Source organism: Pelomonas dachongensis (assembly GCF_043555865.1).
Classification (GTDB): domain Bacteria; phylum Pseudomonadota; class Gammaproteobacteria; order Burkholderiales; family Burkholderiaceae_C; genus Pelomonas; species Pelomonas dachongensis.
This window is the reverse complement of the sequence record NZ_JBIGHY010000001.1, coordinates 623,340-642,932: the sequence shown is the minus strand read 5'-3', so window position 1 is coordinate 642,932 and position 19,593 is coordinate 623,340. Positions and strand designations below refer to the sequence as shown.

Sequence of the window (19,593 nt, the reverse complement as noted above, 5' to 3'; positions counted from 1 at the left end):
AGGGCGAGCACCGGCGGAGATCCGCCGGGCGTTGAAAGCCTGTCAGCCCCGCGGCGGCCCGCGGGCCTCTGCCGCGCTGGTGCAATGGCCGACCGGCAATCCGTATCGCAGCGCCGCGTGGCGCTCGACACCCTCGCCCTTCGCAAGACCCGGCATCGGCGTCGCGCCGGGCAGGGTGGCCTGCAGGTGGAACAGGCACCATGCGCAGCCGTCGCCGGGTTGCTGCTGGTCACCCTCGCCGTTGCCGTTGCCGTCCTCGCTGCCGTGCTCCGCAGCCGCGCTGGCGGCCCAGGCGCTATCGCCCTCGCCGTGCGCGATGTGCCAGCTCTCATGCAGCGGCCGGCCGAGCAGGCTGCAGGCCAGCAGCAGCATCAGCAGCCAGGGACGGAGCACGGAACGGGTCAAGGGCATCGGCACGCCCGCGCGCGCGGCGCGGGGAGATCAGGAGGCAAGCGCGTCAATCGCGCGGCCCGCATTTTGCCGCAGCGTCCCGTGGCGGCGGGTCCCGCCGGAAGGGCGTGGCCAAGCGACTTGGCTACGCGTTCGCCCGCAGCGCAGCCAGTTCCTGCTTCAACGCCGCGTTCTCCGCCTCCAGCGCGGCGACGCGCTGGCGCAGCGCCTCCAGCGCCGGCTCGGGCGTGGCCGAGACCGGCAGCGCTGCGGCGGCATCCGGGGCTGACTCGGCAGCAGGCGCCCGGCGCCTGGACTCGCGCACCCGCTTGGCCGCTTGCTTCAGCTCCTCGGCACCGCCGCTCGCAGCCGCCGCCTGCTCCTGCGCCGGCAAGGTCGCCACGGCCGCAGCGGCGCTGATGGACACCGCGCCGGCCTTCACGGCCGCCACCAGTTCGGGCGCGCCCTGCTTCTGGATCTTCTCGATCAACACTACCTGGCTGCTGCTCAGCCGCGCGGCCTTCGCCAGCGCCTCGCGCGTCTGCAGCGCCTCGTCGGCCGGGGGCGCATCGGCCGTAGACGCCGGAGGCACGTCGGGCACCGCGCTCTCGGGCGGCGGCACGCTGCGCGCTCGCCGGTCCGCGACGATCTCGCGTTTGCGCAGCGCCAGCACCCCGCGCTGGAAATCCGAAATGCTGCGCCGGCCCAGATGCTGGTCGATCATCCACAGGTGCACGTCTTCCATCGAATGGAAGCGCGTGTTCTGCACCGTCTGAAACGGCAGGCCGTGCTTGCGGCAGATGCCGTAGCGGTTGTGACCGTCCACCAGCACGTGGCCCCACAGCACCAACGCATCGCGGCAGCCCTCGGCGAGGATGCTGCGCTCCAGCGCTTCGTGCTCCTCCGGCGTCAACGGGTCGATGTAGGCCTTGAGTTCTTCGTTGACGACGATGTCCATGACGACCGGATGCAGAGAGCGGAAAAGGGGGGGCGAATTCTAGAGAGCACTCCATGGGGGCGCAGGCAGGCGGCGTCCCGGCCTCCACCGCGCCACGCGCCGTTTACAACCGAAAATCATATTGAAGCGGGCGAAAATTCCGGCAAACGTATAATCCGTGCTTGCCTCGTGACGTGCGCTGCGCTCCCAACGCAGCCTTGCTGTCCGAGTTTCGCGACACCCCGTCGTCTCTGACGGTGGCGGTGCCGCCAAGTGAGCTTCCCAGCTCCTGCAGGTTGATGTCCGCCTGCGCCCCTGATTGACCCTCATTCAAAACACTGCCATCGCCATGGGCGCCTACGTCGTTTCGCCCGCGACACACCCGACCGATTGCGGCCGCTTCCGCGCCTCTTTCGAAGTCCAGCGCTCCCCAGGCGACGGCAGTTGCCGCCGGGTGTTCCGGTTCGACACGACGTTCGCGTCGCGCCATGCCGCCCGCGTGTTCGCGGTCACCCAGGGCTGGCTGCAGACCTGCATGCCCACCCCTTCCTCGCGCTGAAGTGCGGCCCGCCGCAGACCCCAGCCAGATTTCCATCACCTGCGGACGCCCGGTTCGCACGCCTGCATCGCGACGATGCGCCCTGTCTCAAAGAAAGGCTCATCCATGAGCAGCAAGATTTATGTGGGCAACCTGCCCTATTCCGTCACCGACGCCAGCCTCAAGAGCAACTTCGCCGAGTTCGGTGGCGTGTCCTCGGCCCGGGTGATGATGGACCGTGACACCGGCCAGTCCAAGGGCTTCGGCTTCGTGGAGATGACCTCGGCCGACGCCGCACAGGCTGCCATCAAGGCCTTGCACGGCATGTCGGTCGACGGCCGCGCCATCGTCGTGAGCCTGGCACGGCCCCGTGAGGAGCGCAGCGCACCGGGTGCCTACAGCCCCACCGGCTACCGCGCCAGCAACCGCCCGGACGTCGGCTACGGCAACGGCGGCTTCGGCGGCGGCCGCTACTGAGCGCCTGCAGCTTCTGCTGAAAACCGGTTCTGCGGAGCCGGTTTTTTTACGCCCGTCGACTTCGGCGAACCACGCACGTCCGGCGGGCCCAGCAACGCGTCGCGCGACGGCGAACGCCGCATCAGCCGCAGGCCGGCGCGTTCGCTAGTCGGACGTGAACAACAGCACCGAATTGGTGCCGCCGAATGCGAAGGAACTGCTCATCGCAGCCCGCAGCTCAGGCGTCGACGAGCTGGCGGGCGAGACCAGCCGCAAACCGAGCGCGCTATCGGGATTCGCGCAATTCGCGTTGGGTGGCAACTGCCGGTGGCGCAACGCCAGCACGGTCGCCACGGCCTCCAGCGCGCCGGCGGCGCCCAGCAAGTGGCCGTGCAGCGCCTTGGTGGAGCTGACCTGCAGCTGCTCGATGGCCGGGCCCCACACGCCCCGCAAGGCCTCGGCTTCCACGCTGTCGCCCACCTTGGTAGCGGTGCCATGGGCATTGCAGTAACCCACGTCGCTCGCCTGCAGGCCTGCCGTGCGCAGGGCGGTCTTCAGCGCGCGCTGCTGGCCACTGACATCGGGTTTGGTGAGGTGCGATGCGTCGCAGCTCAGGCCCCAACCTGCCAGTTGCGCATACGTCCTTGCGCTGCGCGCACGGGCGCGCTCGGCCGACTCCAGCACCATGAAGGCGGCGCCCTCGCCGAGCACAAAGCCGCTGCGGTCGCTGGCGAAGGGGCGGCACGCCGTGGCGGCCTCGCCGGGCGCAAAGCTGGCCAGCGTCATCATGGCCTGCCAGGCCATCATCACGCCAGGCACCAGCAAGGCCTCGCTGCCACCGGCGATGGCCACATCCACCTCGCCGTTCCTGACGGCCTTGGCCGCTTCGGCGATGGCCACCGACGATGACGCACAGGCCACCGAGTACGTGAGGACCGGGCCTTTGACGCCATGGCGCAGGGCCACGTGCGCCGCCGGCGCATTGGGCATGTAGGCCGGGATGGTGAGCGGCGGCACGCGCCCGCCGCTGCGGTAGGCCAGGTCCAGGGCGTTAGCGCCGCCCATGCCGCAGCCCACGTAGACGCCCACCCGCTCGGGATCGGTGCCACCCAGCCCGCCGGCATCGTCCAGCGCCAGGCTCGCCGCAGCCACGGCCATCTGGCTGACGCGGTCGACCCCCGCCAGCTGCAACTTGTTGAACCAGCGCGTCTCGTCGAACGAGACCGCAGCGGCCGCGGCAGGACGGGCAAGCTCGGGGAAGATCGGCCGAACGGCAGATTCACCCCGCAGCAGGGCGGCGAACAGGGCCTCGGCGTCGTCGCCGTGAGGCGACACGACCCCCAGGCCCGAAACGAAAACCTCGCTCACTGGGCGGCTGCAGCGGGCTCCGCTGCCCTCAACCGATCCACCAGCTCGGCCAGCTCGGCGAGGGTGTCGAGCTCCGCGATGTTGTCGGGAATGGAGATGCCGTACTTATCTTCCACATCGAAGACGAACTCCACCAGCGCGAGGGAATCGACGCCACTGGCGCGCATGGACGCATGGGGATCAAGCGCCTCAGGCGCCAGTCCGTATTTCTTGTGAATGAGTTCTTGCAGTTCGTTGAGCGAGCTCATGCTGACACTTTCGTCGTTGTTTTTTGCCTCTGCCGCCGCGTTCTGGCGGCGTCCACGGCCCCTCGCCTGGTCACTTTCGGCATCCTTCCGATGATATCTGCTCGCTACCAGATGCTAGCGACGCCCGATCCAGGGGCTGAGCCAGAGCGATAACGCCGCCAGGGCGGTGCCAAGCGCCGCACCCGCCAGCGCGTCCAGCACCACATGCTGCCGGATGGCAACGGTGGACCAGGCGATGGCCAGCACCCAAATCACATTGGCCCAGCGCCAGGCGCCCGGCGCGCGCACGAGGCGCATCAGCCGATCGACCCAGATGGCGGTGAAGACGGCGGTTGCCACATGCAGCGAGGGGCAGGCGTTGCCGGCGGCATCCACCCCCTGCAAGACGGCGAAGCCGGGATAGGCGCTGACGTCCACGTCGGGCGCTGGCACGGCCGTGGGCCAGAAGTAGAAGAAGAACAGCCCGCAACCGCACAGCGCGGCCGCCCACAGCCCGTAGACCACGAGTTCGCGCAAGCGCAGCAGCAGCCCGGGGGCAATGCCCACGTAGAACCACAGGGAGCCATACACCAGCAGCGCTTCGGGTTGAAACGGCACCAGGGCGTCCAGGCTCGTGCGGGGCATCTCGAACACCGGGTAAGCCGGATGGCGCAAGGTGTGGAAATAGCCGACGAAGAAAAGCCACATGAAGGCGCTGATGCCGATCGCCTTCAGGGGCAGCAGGCGCCAGAACCGTTCACGCAGGTCGGCCCACCAGTCCGGGGTGGGGGAGATGGCCACAGGCAGGGAGGTGGGTCGGTTCATGGAAATGCGTTAGAGATAATCGGGAGGCCACGCGCTTGAGCGTGCGTCGCCACACTGCGTGATTGCAGACCCACGCGAGCCCGCGTGAGGTGGCGCGTCAGCCCCTCAACCGTCGAACCCACATGACTTCGGAGACCTCCGCCGCCCGCGATTCTGGGCCCTTCCACCCTTGCGACGTGCTGATCGTCGGTGGCGGCCCTGCAGGTTCCACGATGGCCACGTTGCTGGCGCGGCAAGGTCGGGACGTCCTGCTGGTCGAAAAGGCACACCATCCGCGCTTTCATATTGGTGAGTCCCTGCTGCCCGCCGGTGTGCCGCAGCTGGAGGCGCTGGGCGTTCGCGCGCAGGTCGAGGCCATCGGCATGCCCAAGTGGGGCGTCGAGTTCTGCTCGCCGCATCACAGCCACCGGACCTTCGTCGAGTTCGGCGATGCCTGGGACAAGCGCTTGCCCATGGCCTGGCAGGTGAAGCGCGCCGATTTCGACGAGATCCTGTTCAGGAACGCCGCTGCCGCCGGCGCGCGCACGCTGGAGGGCTGCCAGGTGCGCCGCGTGACGTTCGATGCGCAAGGTGCCGATGTGGAGGCGTTGCTGGACGACGGCGCCGTGCAGCGCTGGCGCGCCAGGTTCGTCATCGACGCCAGCGGCCGCGACACCCTGCTGGCCACCCAGAACCATTGGAAGCACAAGAACCGGCGTCACAACAGCGCCGCCTTGTTCGCGCACTTCCGCGGCGCGCAGCGGCTGGCCGGCAAGCAGGAAGGCAACATCAGCATCTTCTGGTTCACGCATGGCTGGTTCTGGTTCATCCCGCTGGCCGACGGCAGCACCAGCGTCGGTGCGGTGTGCTGGCCCGAGTACCTAAAGCAGCGCGACAAGCCGCTGAAGGAGTTCTTCGCCGACACCATCGCCCTGGCGCCCGAGCTGGCGCGCCGGCTCGACGGGGCGGTGCTGGTCGACGACCATGTGTGGGCCACTGGCAACTACAGCTACAGCGCCGACCGCTGTGCGGGCGACCGCTTCCTGTTGCTGGGCGACGCCTACGCCTTCATCGACCCCGTGTTTTCCTCGGGGGTCTTCCTGGCGATGCAAAGCGCCTTCGACGGCGCCGAGGTGGTGGCCAAGGCGCTGGACGCGCCCGACACCTACCCGGCCGCCCGGCGGCGGTTCGAGCGGCGCATGCGCCACGGCCCCCGGCAGTTTTCCTGGTTCATCCATCGCATGACAAATCCCATGCTGCGCGAGCTGTTCATGCATCCGCGCAATCCGCTGCGCATGCAGGAGGCCGTGCTGTCCCTGCTGGCCGGCGACATCTACCGCAGGACGCCGATCTGGGCGTCGCTGGCGGCGTTCAAGGGCGTGTATTACCTGGGCTCGCTCTTCTCGCTGCCGCGCACGCTGCGCGCCTGGCGGGCCCGCCGCCACCTGATCCGGGACGTCGGCGGCGTGCGCGGCGAAAACGTCACCGCCCACCCCAGATGAGCGAACGCGACGCTTTGTTGCGCGGGCAGCCCGCGCACGGTGGCATAGCCTTGCGCGCCGACCGGCTCGACCTGACCGCGTGGCGAGACGGCCCTCACAACGGCTCGCTCGCGCTCGGTGGCCTGGCATGGGGCGTGGCGCCCCTCAATGCCGATCCTGACGCCGATGCAGGCGGGCTGGCGACGCTGGACACCCCGCTGCTGGGCACCACGCCGCCCTGGGTGGATGCCTGGCTGACCTGCGGCGGCACGCTGCGCAGCGGCCGCAGTGGCAGCGTGCAGTGGCGCACCGACGGGCACTGGGCCTTCGGCCAACTGGACCTGCCCGAAGCGGAAGGCGCGCTGGAGCAGACCACGTACCGCGCCTACCGAGACCTCTTCGCGGCGCTGGCCGACTGTGGCTGCCCGCAGCCGCTGCGGATCTGGAACTACCTGCCCCGCATCAACGCCGACGGCGGCGGGCTTGAGCGTTACCGCCAGTTCAACATCGGCCGCCAGCAAGCCTTCCTGGACGCCCGGCGCGACCCCTTCGAAGGGTCGCCCGCTGCGTGTGCGCTGGGCACGGCAGGCGCGTCCTCCGGCGGCCTGAGCGTGCGCTTCCTGGCCGGCCGGGTGGCGTCACAGCCAGTGGAGAACCCGCGGCAGGTCTCGGCCTACCGCTACAGCCGCACCTACGGGCCGCGCGCGCCGACCTTCTCGCGGGCAGCGCTGGCTGACGCTGGCGGCGGCCAACTGGCGCTGCTGGTGTCGGGCACAGCCAGCATCGTCGGCGAGCACACGGTGCACCCCGGTGACGTGGTCGCCCAGACCCAGGAGACCCTGCGCAACCTGCAGGCGGTCATCGCCAGCGCGCACCGGGGCTGCAGCGCCCGCTACACGCTGGCCGATCTGCAGCCCACCGTCTATGTGCGCCATGCGGCCGACGCCCCCGTGGTGGCGCAGGTGCTGGCCCAGGCTGAACCGGCATGGCGGGACCCGCCCTGCGTGCAGGCTGACATCTGCCGCGCCGATCTACTGGTCGAGATCGAAGCCCACGCCTTTGCGCCCGGGGCACTGGCGTGACGGTGCTGCGCTGGCTCGGCCTGCCGCTTCAGTGGCTGGCACTGCAGCACATGCTGCTGTTCCTCGGGCTGGGCTCGCTGCTGTGGAACGCGGTGGCGCTGGTGCTCTACCCGCTGCTGCCGCGCGACACCGGGCGGCGAGTGGGCCGTGCCGGCATCGCTGCGGGCTACCGTGTGTTCTGGTGGATGGCACGCACCGCCGGCATGATGCGCCTGCACTCGGAGCCGCTGGATGCGCTGCGTGACGAGGGCGGGCTCATCGTCGTCGCCAACCACCCCAGCATGCTCGACGCGATGATGCTCGTGGCGCGCCTGCCGCGCAGCGCGTGCATCATGAAGGCCAGCCTGATGCGCAACCCATTGCTGGCACCCGGCGCCCGCCTGGCCCGCTACCTCCGCAACGATTCGCCGCGCGGCCTGGTGCGGCTGGCGGTACAGGACCTGCGGCAGGGTGGGCAGTTGGTGCTGTTCCCCGAGGGCACCCGCACCACCCAGCCGCCCGTCAACTCCTTCCGGGGCGGCGTCTGCCTGATCGCCAAGCGTGCGGGCGCGCCCATCCAGACCGTGTTCATCGACACCTCGTCGCCCTACCTCTGCAAGGGCTGGCCGCTGTGGCGGCTGCCGCCGTTGCCCATCGTCTTCACGGTGCGCCTGGGGCAACGCTTTGAACCCGCCCACGACCCGGCAGCCCAGTTGCGCGAGCTGGAGGCCTACTTTGCCTCCGGCGTGCGCCAGACGCCGCTGCACGATCCTCACCCACGATGACCACGACGCCCTCCTCCACGCACCTGGTGCTCATCCCCAGCTACAACACCGGCGAGCAGGTGTACGCCACCGTGCGCGCCGCGCGCGCCCAATGGGCGCCCGTGTGGGTGGTGGTGGACGGCAGCACCGACGGCACCGCCGAGGGCCTGCAAGTCATGGCGGCGGCAGACCCCGGCCTGCGCGTGTGGGTGCTGCCGCAGAACTGCGGCAAGGGCGCGGCCGTGCTGCATGGCCTGCAACTGGCCCAGGCCGAAGGCTTCACCCATGCGCTGGCAATGGACAGCGACGGCCAGCATCCGGCCGACCTGATCCCGGCCTTCATGCAGGCCTCGCTGGCCCGGCCCGACACCATGGTGCTCGGCCGCCCGGTGTTCGACGCCAGTGCGCCGCTGCTGCGCGTGCGCGGGCGCCGCGTGTCCAACTGGTGGACCAACCTCGAAACGCTGGGCGCCGGCGTGGCCGATTCGCTGTATGGTTTTCGCGTCTATCCGGTGGCCGCGCTGGCGGCGGTGATGGCGCGCCAGCCCTGGATGCGCCGCTTCGACTTCGACACCGAGGCCGTGGTGCGCCTGGCCTGGCGCGGCGTGAAGCCGGTCAACCTGGACGCGCCGGTGAAGTACCTGCGCGCCGACGAAGGCGGCGTCTCGCACTTCCGCTACGTGCGCGACAACGTGCTGCTGACCTGGATGCACACCCGGCTGATGGTGGAGTTCGTACTGCGCCTGCCGGTGCTGGCGTGGCGCAAGGCGGCCGGGCGGGCGCCGTTCCAGCGCTGAGGGATCGGGGCCTGTTCGGGTTGAGCTGTAGGGCGGGTCATGAGCCGCCAACTGTTGCGGCACGGGGCAAGGCCGAAGCTCATGCGCCCGATCTTGACTGCAACCCGAACCGCTTCAAGCCGCCAACGCCTCCGCGCTCGGGAACAGCAGGCCGTGCGCCGGCTTTTCCAGCGCCTGCGGCGGCAACAGCGCCATCAGGGCACGCCCGTCCAGACCCGGGTGTTCGTCCAGCCCGCGTTGCAGCAGTTCGCCGGCCAGCTGCCGCAGCGTCAGCGCCGCCTGGCGGATGCGTTGGCGGAAGGCTTCATCGCTCATGTCGGTGTCCTGCAGGCTGCGGTTCAGTTCCACGAACCACGGCACCGAGGCCTGGTCCAGCATGACCGGCAGGTTGCGGCGCTGGCTGACCTCGCCCCAGGCGCGCAGGAAGTGCTGCACCTCGATGTTGAGCTGCTGGCACACGGCGAGTTCGTCGCGCAGGTGGCTCAGCGAGGCCAGGTCGGTCAGGCGTTCGTGGCAGAACATCTGCGCGAGCACGCTCCAGTAGTAGGTGTAGTCCCAGATCACCTTGGTGGGCAGCACTTCAGGGTCGCCGAACAGGCCGTACTGGTCGACGTACAGCGCCAGCGTGCTGTCGTAGAACGACCGGTAGACCTGCTCATACACCTGCGTGTGCGCGGCCAGGCGCTGGCCGGCGCGGTCGCGTGCGATCAGCTCGGTGATGTAGGTGTTGCCGATGGCGATGAAGTCGCTGCCGGGTGAGTAGAACGGGTCGAGGAAGCGCCCGGCCTCGCCGGTGAGCGCCCAGCGGTGCTCGCTGAACACCTGGCTGCAGTCGTAGCTGAAGCGCTTGAAGAAGGCGAAGTCCTGCAGCTTGTCGCGCTTGCCGTCGAGGTCGTCGAACAGCGCGGGCTGGAACTCGCGCAGCCAGTCCATCGCCTTGTCGAAGGTGTTCATGCGGTCCAGTGGGTGGTACTTCGGATCGGCCACGATGCCCACCGAGTGCGAGCCCGAGGCCAGCGGGATGAGCCACACCCAGTAGCCCGCGCCCACCAGGTGGTTGGTGGACAGCCAGCGCGTGGGCGTCACGCAGCGCGAGCGCCAGGCGGTGGCGGCTGCAGCTTCCGCGTCTCCGCCGTGCTCGCCTTCCAGCGGCCAGGCGTCCAGGTGGACGCGATCGCTGATGCGGAACCACACGGCGTGCGCGGCGTGGTTGTTCTCGCGCGCCAGGCCCAGCTTGCGCTTGATGAGCCCCGCGCGCCCGCAGGCGTCGATGACCCAGCGGGCCTGCGTCGTGACCAGCTCCTGGCCGGTCTGCTGCCATTGCACGGTGTGCAGGTTGCCGTCGTCGCTCAGGTCAAGGTGGCGGACCATGGCTTCGTCGATGAAGCGGATGCCGCGGCGCTGGCATTCCTCGCCAAGGAAGTTCTCGAAGATGCCCCGGTCGATCTGGTAGCTGGCCACCGGCAGCGGGCGGCTGGCACCCAGCTCGGTGACGCGGTGCAGGTCGCGCCGCCCCTCGCTGAAGAAGAAGCGAAAGCCGAACTTGCGCAGCTGTTCGCCCTGCAGATGCTCGCGCAGGCCCAGCGTGTGCTCGAAGTAGTGCGCGCCGATCTCCACGCTGCTTTCGCCCACCTTGTGGCAGGCCACGGGCACAGGATGGGCGCGGCGTTCCAGCACCAGCACGTTGAGGTCGGGCAGGCGTTGGCGCAGCTGCAGGGCCAGCGTCATGCCGGCCAGGCCGCCGCCCATGATGAGGACGTCGGTCGAAGCGGGAGCGGATTCGGTGTGCATCGGAAGGTCAAAAGCGGCGCGTTCGCGCGTTCAGCGCATTGTGCGCAAGTGCAGGAAGCCGCTGGGACCCAGGGGCAGTTGCAGGGCTTCGCTGGCGTCGGGCTGGGCCTCCAGGCGCGCCAGCACCTCGAACAGCGACAGCGCATCGGCCATCGCGTTGCCCGCCAGCGCCTGGGCGGCGGGGCTTTGCAGCGCGTTGAGGGGCGCCGTGAGTTGGGCACTGCCCGGCTGCACGCACCAGTCCAGCACGGCGCGGGTGGCGGCGCTGTGTTCGGGCGCCAGCACCAGGGCCACACCCAGCAGGCCACGGCTGCGCGTGACCGAGGCCAGCGCGCCGCGCGCGTCGGTGTCGAAGCCGGCCAGCAGCACCGGCGTGCCCTCGGTGGCGGCCTGGGTGGCAGCCTCCAGCAGGCCGAGTGCAAAGCTGGCCTCGAAGCCGGCCACGGCGCTGCTGGGCGCATGGCAGCCGGTGGCCATGGCCCAGTAGCCCGACGCGGCGTTGTGCACAGAGTGGTGGAAGCGCGTGGGCGACAGCAGCGTGGGGTCGCTGGCCAGCGTCGTGCACAGCGCATCGACCACGGCCAGGTCGCCGTGGGCGGAGGTGAAGACGCTGGGCAGCGTCGCCACGTCGCGTCCGGCCATGGTCACCGCCGCCGCGGCGACCTCCAGCGCCACCAGCACGCCGTCCGGCGCGCGGCGGCGCTCGTTGGCGGCCAGCAGCGCGGGGCTGGGCCGACTGAGCAGCGGCGCATCGGACGCTGGCGTGGGCAGGCCTTGCAGCGCCGGGGCCGCCGCCGTCCAGCCCGGCAGCGACGGCGACCACAGCGCCAGGCCTTCGACGTACAGCCGTTGGAACGTCGGCGTGCTCATGCGTGGGCCTCCGCCGCGCGCCCGAACACGAGCACGCAGTTGTTGCCGCCGAAACCGAAGGAGTGGCTGGCTGCATGGCGCACGGGTCCATTGAACGGTTGCAGGCGCAACTGTGCTGCGAACACCGGGTCGAACTGCGGGTCGGCGGCAGGCGTGTGCGCGCTGCCCGGCCGCAGGTCATCCCGCAGCGCCAGCAGGCACACCACCGCCTCCAGCAGCCCGGCCGCGCCCATGGTGTGGCCGGTCAGGCCCTTGGTGGCGCAGGCGTGCAGGGTGGGCGCGTAGCGGCGGGCTACGAGGGCAGCTTCCACCGCGTCGTTGGCCGGCGTAGCGGTGCCGTGCAGGTTGACGAAGTCGATCTGCGCGCTCGACAGGCCGGCCCGCGCCAGCGCCGCGTTCAGCGCCAGCTCGGCGCCCAGGCCTTGCGGATGTGGGGCCGACATGTGGTGGGCGTCGTTGGCCTCGCCGTCGCCCAGCAGGCACAGGGCCTCGGGCGGCGTGTCGGCTTCATGGCGCTGCAGCAGCGCGAAGGCCGCGGCCTCGCCCAGGCTGATGCCCTTGCGCGCGGCGCCGAAGGGCTGGCAAGGCGCTTCAGCCAGCAGGCCCAGCGACCGGAAGCCGAACAGCAGACTGGCGCTGAGCGCTTCCACGCCAGCCACCACCACCGCATCCACCACGCCCGCCTGCAGCCAGCGCCGCGCGCTGCCCATGGCCTTGGCGCTGGACGAGCAGGCGGTGGACACCGTCACCGCCGGGCCCTGCAGCGCCAGCGCCTGCTGCACGAAGGCGGCCAGCGCGTGGGGCGTGTTCAGGCGCGGATTGCGGCGTCCGGCGGGGAAGCCGCCGTCGGCGTCCAACTGCCGGTAGGCGGCCTCGGAATCACCGATGGTCGATGCCGACGTGCCCAGCACCAGGCCCACGCGGGCTGCGCCCCAGCGCGCGCGCGCGGCGGCCACGGCGGCCAGGAAGTCATCCTGCTGCAAGGCCTGCCAGGCCAGCCGCGTGGGGCGGCAGTCCCAGTCGGCCAGCGGGGGCGGCAAGGGCTGCGCAGCCAGCGCATCGAGTGCGCCGACCCAGGCCGCCGGGGCTTGCGAGGTGCCGGCCCAGGCAGGCGCTGCGTCGGGTGCCAGCGTTTGCAGGCCGCTGGTGTTGGCGCGCAGCGCGGCGGCCAACGCCGGCAGGCCCACGCCGGCGGCGCAGGAGGCGGTGTAGGCCTGAACCACCAACGGCGTCATGGCGCCTCCTTGCCAGGAGCCACATGCACGCATCGGCTGTCGGCCAGCAGGCCGAGGCTCAACCACTGTTGCCACAGCGCGCGCCACACCGGCCAGTCGTGGCCGCCCGGTGCGGTGCTCACGCGGTCGGGCAGCAGCAGCTCCGCAAAGCGGCCGTGGGCGCTGGCGAAGCGGTCATCCAGGCCGTAGCCCAGGTGCACCGGCGGCCGCACGGCACCGGGCGTCGCGAAGGCGCGCCACAGCTCGCGGCCGAGTTCCTCACTGTCATCGGGGTCGTCGGCGTCCAGCCCGGCGGCGCGCCAGGCGCGCGGGCCACCCGCGTCGTCCACCTGCTGCGTCAGGCGCCGCGGGCCCAGGTAGGGCGCGAGCGCCAACACGCCGTCGATCTCATCGCCGTGACGCACGGCATAGCCCAGCGCGCCCATGCCGCCCAAGGAGATGCCCACCAGCCAGATCCGCCGATAGCCCTCGGCGCGCGCCGGCAGCACCACCTCTTCGCGCAGCCGGCGCAGTACGCTGCGGTCGGTGTAGTAACCGAAGTGGCTGTCGACGATGACGGTGTCAGCATTCACGGCGTGCTCACGCAGCGCCTGCGGGAATCCGGCCGCCACGAACTCAGGCGGGCGGCTGTAGGCCCCAGGCAGCATGACCACCAGGGTGTCGGAGCGGACTGGGCAGGGGCCGGGGTAACGAAGCAAGTCCATCTTGGCGAGAACAGGGGGCACGAGCAGGCTGCAACCACTCAAGGTCACCAGGGAACCCAGGGCGGCGGCGCCCCCCATCAGAAGGCGGCGCCGCGACTGGCGCGCTTGGGGAGCCGGCATCAGCGGAGAAGCCGGCCCCCGGCGGGCTGGTGGGGGTGGGGGTCGGGTGGGGTGCATGAGTCGAAACGCCGCAGGGCGCGGATCGTATCGCCGCCGCCTGGTGGACCGCAGGCCTGCAGGGGTATCGCAGCCTCGCTATCGTGCGGCGGCATCGGGTTCGCCGGCCATCCTGCCGTCGAATGCCACATCGCTCCGCCATCGCCATGCCCGCTTCGTTCTCGCCTGTTTCGTCTGCCTGGCCCCTCGCGAGCGCCGCGGCGCCCCTCTTCGCACGCCGTCGCCTGCTGCTGGCGGGCGCGGCGCTGCCGGCCTTGGGCCTGGCGGGCTGTAGTACCCCTTTGCCTTTGGTGCAGCCCGAAGCGGTCGCGCATGATCCCGCAGCCGAGCGCCTGCTGCAGCACAGCGCCGACGAGCACGGCTGGGCGGCCTACCGGGAGCTGCAGGACATCAACGTGCGTTACGAGGGGGCATGGCGGCCGCTGATCGACCGCGTGCAACCCGTGGTGGTTGACAAGGGGTTCCGCGGCGCGTCGGAAGAGCGGCTGCTGCCGCAGGCCGGCGTGGTGGCGCAGGCGTACACCGGCCCGGCGGGCCGCAAGCACGTGCTGTGGCAGCGCGGCCAGGGCCAGGTGGCGGTCTGGTTCAACGGCCAGCCCAATACCCACGCCGATGCCGACGCGGCCGCCGCGCTGGTGTCCGAGGCCTACGGCTTGTTCCTGCTCGGGCCGCTGTGGCTGGCCGGCCAGGGCCATGCGATGCAGATGGGCGGCACGGCCCGCGTGGACAGCCGCGCCTGCCAGGTGGTGCAGGTATGGAAGCGGCCGGGCCTGGGGCGCGTGGCGCTGGATCGGGTGGCCGTGTTCATCGATGCCGAGCAAGGCATCACGCGCCGCGTGCAGTTCACGCTGGAAGGCTTTGCCAGCACGCAGGGCGCCGTGGCCGAGGTGGATACCTTTGAGCACCAGCGCCGCTTTGGCGTGCTGTGGCCCATGCGCAGCTACGAGGAGGTGGTGCACCCGCTGCGCCTGCCCGCGCACGACTGGCACATCGCCGGCCTCGACGTAAACCGGGGCTATGACCTGGCGGCGCTGAACGGACCGAGCTTCTCGGGCGCGGCTGCGGCGCCGGCCGCAGGGCTTTAGTACAGCCCGCCGTTGACCGAGATCACCTGCCCGGTGATGTAGCCGGCGTCCGGGCTGGCCAGGAAGCCGGCCAGCGCCGCCACCTCCTCGGGCATGCCGGCGCGCTTGGCGGGGACCATGCGTTCGATCATGGCCTTGTCGAACGTGCCATCGGCCATGGGCGAAGCGATGATGCCCGGCGCGATGGCGTTCACCGTCACGCCGCGGCTGGCCACTTCCTGGCTCAGCGATTTGGTCGCGCTGTTCAGCGCGCCCTTGGCCGCCGAGTAGTTGACCTGCCCGCGGTTGCCCGACAGCGCGGCCACCGACGAGATGTTGATGACCCGGCCCCAGCGCGTGCGCAGCATGGGCAGCATCAGCGGCTGCGTGACGCGGAAGAAGCCGTGCAGAGACACGTCGATGACGCGGTGCCACTGCTCGGCGCGCATGCCAGGGAACACGGCATCGTCGTGGATGCCGGCGTTGTTGACGACGATCTGCACCGCGCCGCCCGCCAGCATCTGCGCCACGGCCGTGGAGGTGGCCTCGTCGTTGGTCAGGTCGAAGACCATCGTTTCGGCGCTGCCGCCGGTGGCGGTCAACTCCTCGGCCAGCGCCTGCACGGCGGTGGCGTTGGCATTGGCATGCAGCAACAGGTGCGCACCATCGGCGGCCAGGCGGCGGGCTATTGCGCCGCCCAAGGCGCCACTGGCGCCGGTGACAAGGGCACGCTTGCCTTGCAGGGAGGGGGTGGAAGTAGTCATCGGAGGGCTCTCAGTGCGCCGCCGACGTGGCCGGCCGGGGCAAAGGGGTGTTCAGCACGACGGTGGCGCGGCCGTCCACCAGCAGGCGGCCGGTGTCGTCGCGCAGCTCGAACTGGTAGAGCGCCTGGGCGTCGGCACCGGCCACGCGGGTGACGCTGACCAGCAGCGGGCCGGACACGTCGTCCAGCCGCGCCACGTGCAGGTTGACGCCACGCGCCGCCGCCAGGAAGCCGGCCGAGGGCACGCTGCCTGGGGCCGCTGTCAGCGCGCCGTGTAAGGCCATGACCTGGGACGCGTATTCGATGGCCACGGGAGACAGCAACCCGCCGGGCGAGCGCAGCGGGTTGGCGGTGTCGCGGTGGCTGGTGGCACGGCACAGCGCCTGCTCGGGGCTCCACTGCAGCAGCGCGTCCAGCAGGCACATGCTGCCGCTGTGCGGAATGCGGGCGGCGATGCCGTCACGGTCCAGTGTGGCGGGGCGCGGCGATTCAACAGGCGCGTTCATGCGGCGTTCACGGTGAGCGCCAGACTCAAGCCCGGCAGGCCTTCCAGCACCAGCGCGCTTGAGCCGCCACGCGCCAGCGCCTGCAGCAAGGGCAGCGCACGCGCGGCGGGCACGCCCTGGCGCAGCTGGTCCAGGCCCGCGTGGCCGCAGCCGGTGGGCGGGGCTTCGGGCACCAGTTGCAGGCTGAGCGTGGTGCCGGTGTCCGTTGCCGGCGCCAGCACCAGGGCAACGCCGACGGCGTCGCGGGTGGGCCGTTTGGCGTCCATCGGCGCCGGGTACGGCACGTCCGCCGCTACCAGCAGCACCGGCGCGCCGGTGGCCGCCACCTGCGTGATCGCTTCGAGCAGGCCGGCGCCGAAGCTGGCGTCGTGCGCGGCCAGGCTGGTGGACGGGGCCATGCCGTGCACGGCGATGTGCCAGTAGCCGCCGGGCGCGTTGTGGACCGAGTTGGTGAAGCGCGTGGGTGACACCATGCGCTCGGGCGCGGCCAGCGACTCGCACAGCGCGTGGCAGTTGGACGGCTCGCCGGTGGACGAGGTGAACACCGTGGGCAGGGCCGCCGCGTCCAGCCCCGAGGCCGCCACGGCTTGGTCGGCAGCGACGAGGCTCACCTTCACTACCGGCCCGGCGCGGCGCCGTTCGGTCGCCGGCAGGCGCTGCGGCGGCGGCAAGACGGTGGGGGTGTCGATCCAAGTGGCGGGGTCGCGCAGGGCGGCGGCGCCTGCGGTCCAGTCGGGCAGGCCTGGGCCCAGCAGGCCGATGCCGAGGATGTTGACGGTCAGCGTGCTCACGATGCGGCCCCGAGGATGAGGCTGGCATTGCTGCCGCCGAAACCGAACGAGTTGCTGGCCACGACTTTCAACGCGGCCTGCAGCGGCTCGCGCAGCAGGCGCGCGTGCAGGGCCGGGTCTTGCCTCTGCAGGTTCAGGCTGGGCGGTGCCTGGCCGTGCTCCAGCGCCAGCAGCGCGATGCTGGCTTCCACGCCGCCCGCCGCGCCCAACGTGTGGCCGGTGTAGCCCTTGGTGCTGCTGCAGGGCGTGTCGGTGCCAAACACGGCACACACGGCGCGGTCCTCGGCGGCGTCGTTGCCCGGCGTGGCGGTGCCGTGCAGGTTGAGGTAGTCCACCTGCGCGGGCGCGAGGCCCGCCTGGGCCAGCGCCGCACGCATGGCCAGCGCCGCGCCGGCACCCTCGGGGTGGGGGCTGCTCATGTGGTGGCCGTCGCTGCTTTCGCCGGCCCCCAGCAGCCAGCCCATGGGCCGGGCCGGGCTGTCTGCGCGCTCCAGCAGCGCAAAGGCTGCAGCCTCGCCGATGGACAGGCCGGCGCGCTCCGCGTCCCAGGGGCGGCAGATGGCGGCCGATGTCAGCTCCAGCGCCTTGAAGCCGTAAAGCGTGGTCATGCACAGGCTGTCGACGCCGCCCACCACGGCGGCATTCACCAGGCCCAGCCGGATGGCGCGTTCGGCCGCGGCGTAGACCTTGGCGCTGGACGAGCAGGCGGTGGACACCACGTGCGCCGGCCCCTGCAGGCCCAGCGCGGCGCGCACATAACGCGCCACCGACGCGGTGTTGTGCGTCTCGCTGTAATGCAGGCTGTTGGGCAGCGCGCCGGTGGCGGGGTCACGCTCGCGGTAGGCCAGCTCGGTCTGCAGGATGCCCGAGGTGCTGGTGCCCAGGAAAACGCCCACGCGCTTCGCGCCCCAGCGCGCGGCGGCGGCCTGCACGGCCTCGGCAAAGCCGTCGGTGCGCAGCGCCAGCTCGGCCAGGCGGTTGTTACGGCAATCGTAGGCGGCCAGATCGTCGCGCCAGGCGAGCGTGTCCAGGCCATCCACGACGCCCAGCCAGGAGCCGATGTCGGCGGTCTCGAAGCCGCGCCGCGCCAGGCCGCTGCGGCCGTCGCGCAAGGCCGCGAAGGTGGCCGCACGGCCGTGGCCCAGCGCAGTGACCAGCGTGTGGTGGGTGATGGGGATCGGATTCATGAAGTCTTTGGCATCAAAGCGTGGCCACTAGCAGCACGTTGGCGAACGGCGTGCCGGCGCTCATGGGCACGGGCTGCACGCGGAACCCCAAGGCCTGCAGCGCGGCCTGCCACTGCGCCAGGCTGCGGCCGTAGGTGGGCGGCGCCCGGTGGCCGCGCACCCAGGTGACGATCAGGTCGACCCACTGGCTCACGCGATAGCCGCCCGCGTCGGCCATGTCGCCCACGCGCAGCAGCAGTCGGCCGTTGGGGCTCAGCGCGTCGCGCACGCGGTGCAGCAACGCGTCCTGCGCGGCGTGGTCGACGTAGTGCAGCACGTCGAGGATGACGACCAGGTCGCAGGCCGGCAGCTCGGTGTGGCGCATGTCGCCGCAGACGAAGCGCGGCGCCTCGCCACCCGGCAGCACCAGCGCGCCGGTCGCGGCCTGCGCCCGCTGCACGTCGCGCGGCATCAGCTCGATGCCGGTGTAGGCCGTGACCACCGGCGCGGCCGGCCAACCCTGGGGCCAGCCGCCCGCGCGCGCCAGCACGGCGCAGCGGTGCAGCAAGTTCACCAGCAGGCCCTGGCCGCAGCCGATGTCGACAACGCGGCCGCCGGGGCCGAAATCACCGCGCCGCAGCATGCCGCGAAACACCGGGTCGCGGCCGAGCTTGCCGCGCGCGAAGTGCCAGGCGAAGCGGCCAGCCGCGCGGTAAGGCGCGGTGGCACCGTCCAGCAGGCGGCGCCAGGCGCGGTCGTCGGCGGGCGTTGAGGGGGCGGGCCCGGTGAGGTTCATGGCAGGGTGCGGGCCGGCAGGGCCTCCCGCAAGGTGGTGGTGTGCAGGCCGGCGTCCCGGGCGGCGCTCAGCAGGCCCGGCAGCACGTCCAGCAGCACGGGCCGACCGCTCGCCGTCCGGCGCGCGTGGCCGTCGTGCAGCAGCAGGATGTCGCCCGCGGCCAGCGCGCGGGCTTGCGAGCCGATCAGGCGGCTCAGCACGCGGGCGGCGTCGCCGTCGCGGGTGTCGAAGCCGCGGCGCGTCCAGCTCACCAGGTGCAGTCCCAGGCGGTGCAGCACCGGGTCGAGCAAGGGATTGCGCAGCCCGGCGGGCGCGCGAAAGCAATGGGGCGCCTGGCCGGTCAGATCGGCCAGCAGAGCCTGGGCGCCGCCGATCTCCTGCGCCAGCGCCTGCGGTCCGCGCGTGGAAAAGTCGTGGCGGTGGTGCAGGCTGTGGTTCTGCACGTCGTGGCCGCGGCACACGATCTCGCGCACCAGGCCGGGCTGCTGCGCGGCGCGCTGCGCGATGACGAAGAACGTGGCTTTGGCGCCGGCCGCGTCCAGCACGTCGAGCACGGCCGGGGTGACCTCGGGGTCGGGGCCGTCGTCCAGAGTCAGCACGAACTGCCGGCGCTGGACCGCCGTTGGCGGCAAGGTCGTGACGTTGGGGCCGAGCAGCCGGCTGCGGGGCCACAGGCCGGCGGCCGTCAGCCCTACGTGGTTGAGCGCCACGCTGCCCAGCGCCCAAGGCCAGGCGCCGGGCACCGCCAGCGCAGCCATGCCGGCCGCTGCGTGCAGGCCCAGGCTGGCACGCAAGGCAGGTGGCCAAGGCCAGCGGGAGAAGGGGCGCTCAGCGGGCGCGGGCATGGGACACGGACGCGATCTCAGGGTGAAAGGGGGCCGGCTTTGGCGCCGCGCCTGGTGCAAAA

Annotated in this window: 22 protein-coding genes; 7 read left to right on the top strand and 15 right to left on the bottom strand. The window is 71.4% G+C overall.

Annotated features, from left to right (window positions below):
* Positions 1-42 precede the first annotated feature (42 nt).
* Together ACG02S_RS03140 and ACG02S_RS03135 are read right to left on the bottom strand one after the other, a co-directional pair.
* Entirely contained in the window at positions 43-393 is a 351-nt protein-coding gene (locus ACG02S_RS03140; RefSeq protein WP_394468986.1) for a hypothetical protein, read from the bottom strand.
* A gap of 142 nt (positions 394-535) precedes the next feature.
* Complete coding sequence (locus ACG02S_RS03135; protein WP_394468985.1) at positions 536-1,348, bottom strand: ParB N-terminal domain-containing protein; 813 nt, start codon at positions 1,346-1,348, stop codon at positions 536-538.
* A gap of 328 nt (positions 1,349-1,676) precedes the next feature.
* Here ACG02S_RS03135 and ACG02S_RS03130 point away from each other — a divergent pair, with 328 nt between their 5' ends.
* Both ACG02S_RS03130 and ACG02S_RS03125 read left to right on the top strand, forming a co-directional pair.
* A complete protein-coding gene (locus ACG02S_RS03130; RefSeq protein WP_394468984.1) occupies positions 1,677-1,886 on the top strand; it encodes a hypothetical protein in 210 nt (69 codons plus the stop codon).
* A 105-nt stretch (positions 1,887-1,991) separates the two neighbouring features.
* On the top strand, positions 1,992-2,342 hold the full coding sequence (locus tag ACG02S_RS03125; RefSeq protein ID WP_394468983.1) for an RNA recognition motif domain-containing protein: 351 nt from the start codon (positions 1,992-1,994) through the stop codon (positions 2,340-2,342).
* 144 nt (positions 2,343-2,486) lie between these two features.
* Here the strand turns inward: ACG02S_RS03125 and ACG02S_RS03120 are convergent, their stop codons facing one another.
* The 3 genes from ACG02S_RS03120 to ACG02S_RS03110 form a co-directional block, all read right to left on the bottom strand.
* Complete coding sequence (locus tag ACG02S_RS03120) at positions 2,487-3,689, bottom strand: beta-ketoacyl-[acyl-carrier-protein] synthase family protein (RefSeq protein WP_394468982.1); 1,203 nt, start codon at positions 3,687-3,689, stop codon at positions 2,487-2,489.
* A complete protein-coding gene (locus ACG02S_RS03115; protein ID WP_394468981.1) occupies positions 3,686-3,937 on the bottom strand; it encodes an acyl carrier protein in 252 nt (83 codons plus the stop codon). Before ACG02S_RS03115 ends, ACG02S_RS03120 begins: the two co-directional genes overlap by 4 nt.
* A gap of 114 nt (positions 3,938-4,051) precedes the next feature.
* A complete protein-coding gene (locus tag ACG02S_RS03110; RefSeq protein ID WP_394468980.1) occupies positions 4,052-4,741 on the bottom strand; it encodes a phosphatase PAP2 family protein in 690 nt (229 codons plus the stop codon).
* Positions 4,742-4,863: 122 nt separating this feature from the next.
* Here ACG02S_RS03110 and ACG02S_RS03105 point away from each other — a divergent pair, with 122 nt between their 5' ends.
* Genes ACG02S_RS03105 through ACG02S_RS03090 form a run of 4 tightly spaced genes read left to right on the top strand, consistent with a single transcriptional unit; the run spans position 4,864 to position 8,823 of the window.
* Entirely contained in the window at positions 4,864-6,222 is a 1,359-nt protein-coding gene (locus tag ACG02S_RS03105) for an NAD(P)/FAD-dependent oxidoreductase (protein ID WP_394468979.1), read from the top strand.
* Positions 6,219-7,283 (top strand): chorismate transformation FkbO/Hyg5 family protein, encoded by a 1,065-nt coding sequence (locus ACG02S_RS03100; RefSeq protein ID WP_394468978.1) that lies wholly within the window; start codon positions 6,219-6,221, stop codon positions 7,281-7,283. Before ACG02S_RS03105 ends, ACG02S_RS03100 begins: the two co-directional genes overlap by 4 nt.
* Positions 7,280-8,047 carry a lysophospholipid acyltransferase family protein gene (locus ACG02S_RS03095; RefSeq protein ID WP_394468977.1) on the top strand — a complete coding sequence of 256 codons (768 nt, stop codon included), beginning with the start codon at positions 7,280-7,282 and terminating at the stop codon, positions 8,045-8,047. The genes ACG02S_RS03100 and ACG02S_RS03095 overlap by 4 nt, the downstream gene beginning before the upstream one ends.
* Entirely contained in the window at positions 8,044-8,823 is a 780-nt protein-coding gene (locus ACG02S_RS03090) for a glycosyltransferase family 2 protein (RefSeq protein ID WP_394468976.1), read from the top strand. The genes ACG02S_RS03095 and ACG02S_RS03090 overlap by 4 nt, the downstream gene beginning before the upstream one ends.
* A gap of 114 nt (positions 8,824-8,937) precedes the next feature.
* Here the strand turns inward: ACG02S_RS03090 and ACG02S_RS03085 are convergent, their stop codons facing one another.
* From ACG02S_RS03085 to ACG02S_RS03070, 4 genes are read right to left on the bottom strand one after another with little or no spacing between them, the layout of a single operon-like run.
* Positions 8,938-10,614 (bottom strand): NAD(P)/FAD-dependent oxidoreductase, encoded by a 1,677-nt coding sequence (locus ACG02S_RS03085; RefSeq protein ID WP_394468975.1) that lies wholly within the window; start codon positions 10,612-10,614, stop codon positions 8,938-8,940.
* 30 nt (positions 10,615-10,644) lie between these two features.
* Positions 10,645-11,484: a beta-ketoacyl synthase chain length factor gene (locus tag ACG02S_RS03080; RefSeq protein WP_394468974.1), complete on the bottom strand. Its 840-nt coding sequence runs from the start codon at positions 11,482-11,484 to the stop codon at positions 10,645-10,647.
* Positions 11,481-12,719 (bottom strand): beta-ketoacyl-ACP synthase, encoded by a 1,239-nt coding sequence (locus ACG02S_RS03075; RefSeq protein WP_394468973.1) that lies wholly within the window; start codon positions 12,717-12,719, stop codon positions 11,481-11,483. Before ACG02S_RS03075 ends, ACG02S_RS03080 begins: the two co-directional genes overlap by 4 nt.
* Positions 12,716-13,444 (bottom strand): alpha/beta hydrolase-fold protein, encoded by a 729-nt coding sequence (locus tag ACG02S_RS03070; protein ID WP_394468972.1) that lies wholly within the window; start codon positions 13,442-13,444, stop codon positions 12,716-12,718. The genes ACG02S_RS03075 and ACG02S_RS03070 overlap by 4 nt, the downstream gene beginning before the upstream one ends.
* A gap of 278 nt (positions 13,445-13,722) precedes the next feature.
* Here ACG02S_RS03070 and ACG02S_RS03065 point away from each other — a divergent pair, with 278 nt between their 5' ends.
* The gene (locus ACG02S_RS03065) at positions 13,723-14,685 is read left to right on the top strand and encodes a hypothetical protein (protein WP_394468971.1); all 963 of its coding nucleotides are present in this window, start codon (positions 13,723-13,725) and stop codon (positions 14,683-14,685) included.
* Here the strand turns inward: ACG02S_RS03065 and fabG are convergent.
* Genes fabG through ACG02S_RS03035 form a run of 6 tightly spaced genes read right to left on the bottom strand, consistent with a single transcriptional unit; the run spans position 14,682 to position 19,531 of the window.
* Positions 14,682-15,428, bottom strand: coding sequence for a 3-oxoacyl-ACP reductase FabG (fabG, locus tag ACG02S_RS03060; RefSeq protein ID WP_394468970.1), 747 nt, complete (start codon positions 15,426-15,428; stop codon positions 14,682-14,684). The two genes, ACG02S_RS03065 and fabG, sit on opposite strands and share 4 nt — an antisense overlap.
* Before the next feature lie 10 nt (positions 15,429-15,438).
* Positions 15,439-15,933 (bottom strand): hotdog family protein, encoded by a 495-nt coding sequence (locus ACG02S_RS03055; RefSeq protein WP_394468969.1) that lies wholly within the window; start codon positions 15,931-15,933, stop codon positions 15,439-15,441.
* Positions 15,930-16,724, bottom strand: coding sequence for a beta-ketoacyl synthase chain length factor (locus ACG02S_RS03050; RefSeq protein WP_394468968.1), 795 nt, complete (start codon positions 16,722-16,724; stop codon positions 15,930-15,932). Before ACG02S_RS03050 ends, ACG02S_RS03055 begins: the two co-directional genes overlap by 4 nt.
* Positions 16,721-17,911, bottom strand: a complete 1,191-nt coding sequence (locus tag ACG02S_RS03045; RefSeq protein WP_394468967.1) for a beta-ketoacyl-[acyl-carrier-protein] synthase family protein — start codon at positions 17,909-17,911, stop codon at positions 16,721-16,723. Before ACG02S_RS03045 ends, ACG02S_RS03050 begins: the two co-directional genes overlap by 4 nt.
* A gap of 13 nt (positions 17,912-17,924) precedes the next feature.
* Positions 17,925-18,686, bottom strand: a complete 762-nt coding sequence (locus tag ACG02S_RS03040) for a class I SAM-dependent methyltransferase (protein WP_394468966.1) — start codon at positions 18,684-18,686, stop codon at positions 17,925-17,927.
* The gene (locus tag ACG02S_RS03035; RefSeq protein WP_394468965.1) at positions 18,683-19,531 is read right to left on the bottom strand and encodes a polysaccharide deacetylase family protein; all 849 of its coding nucleotides are present in this window, start codon (positions 19,529-19,531) and stop codon (positions 18,683-18,685) included. The genes ACG02S_RS03040 and ACG02S_RS03035 overlap by 4 nt, the downstream gene beginning before the upstream one ends.
* Positions 19,532-19,593 lie beyond the last annotated feature (62 nt).

Excerpts from the sequence above, each read along its gene's own strand:
- ACG02S_RS03135 (WP_394468985.1), bottom strand. The coding sequence starts at position 1,348 with ATGGACATCGTCGTCAACGAAGAACTCAAGGCCTACATCGACCCGTTG.
- ACG02S_RS03130 (WP_394468984.1), top strand. The coding sequence starts at position 1,677 with ATGGGCGCCTACGTCGTTTCGCCCGCGACACACCCGACCGATTGCGGC.
- ACG02S_RS03125 (WP_394468983.1), top strand. The coding sequence starts at position 1,992 with ATGAGCAGCAAGATTTATGTGGGCAACCTGCCCTATTCCGTCACCGAC.
- ACG02S_RS03115 (WP_394468981.1), bottom strand. The coding sequence starts at position 3,937 with ATGAGCTCGCTCAACGAACTGCAAGAACTCATTCACAAGAAATACGGA.
- ACG02S_RS03110 (WP_394468980.1), bottom strand. The coding sequence starts at position 4,741 with ATGAACCGACCCACCTCCCTGCCTGTGGCCATCTCCCCCACCCCGGAC.
- ACG02S_RS03105 (WP_394468979.1), top strand. The coding sequence starts at position 4,864 with ATGACTTCGGAGACCTCCGCCGCCCGCGATTCTGGGCCCTTCCACCCT.
- ACG02S_RS03100 (WP_394468978.1), top strand. The coding sequence starts at position 6,219 with ATGAGCGAACGCGACGCTTTGTTGCGCGGGCAGCCCGCGCACGGTGGC.
- ACG02S_RS03090 (WP_394468976.1), top strand. The coding sequence starts at position 8,044 with ATGACCACGACGCCCTCCTCCACGCACCTGGTGCTCATCCCCAGCTAC.
- ACG02S_RS03085 (WP_394468975.1), bottom strand. The coding sequence starts at position 10,614 with ATGCACACCGAATCCGCTCCCGCTTCGACCGACGTCCTCATCATGGGC.
- ACG02S_RS03080 (WP_394468974.1), bottom strand. The coding sequence starts at position 11,484 with ATGAGCACGCCGACGTTCCAACGGCTGTACGTCGAAGGCCTGGCGCTG.
- ACG02S_RS03075 (WP_394468973.1), bottom strand. The coding sequence starts at position 12,719 with ATGACGCCGTTGGTGGTTCAGGCCTACACCGCCTCCTGCGCCGCCGGC.
- ACG02S_RS03065 (WP_394468971.1), top strand. The coding sequence starts at position 13,723 with ATGCCACATCGCTCCGCCATCGCCATGCCCGCTTCGTTCTCGCCTGTT.
- fabG (WP_394468970.1), bottom strand. The coding sequence starts at position 15,428 with ATGACTACTTCCACCCCCTCCCTGCAAGGCAAGCGTGCCCTTGTCACC.
- ACG02S_RS03055 (WP_394468969.1), bottom strand. The coding sequence starts at position 15,933 with ATGAACGCGCCTGTTGAATCGCCGCGCCCCGCCACACTGGACCGTGAC.
- ACG02S_RS03045 (WP_394468967.1), bottom strand. The coding sequence starts at position 17,911 with ATGAATCCGATCCCCATCACCCACCACACGCTGGTCACTGCGCTGGGC.
- ACG02S_RS03040 (WP_394468966.1), bottom strand. The coding sequence starts at position 18,686 with ATGAACCTCACCGGGCCCGCCCCCTCAACGCCCGCCGACGACCGCGCC.
- ACG02S_RS03035 (WP_394468965.1), bottom strand. The coding sequence starts at position 19,531 with ATGCCCGCGCCCGCTGAGCGCCCCTTCTCCCGCTGGCCTTGGCCACCT.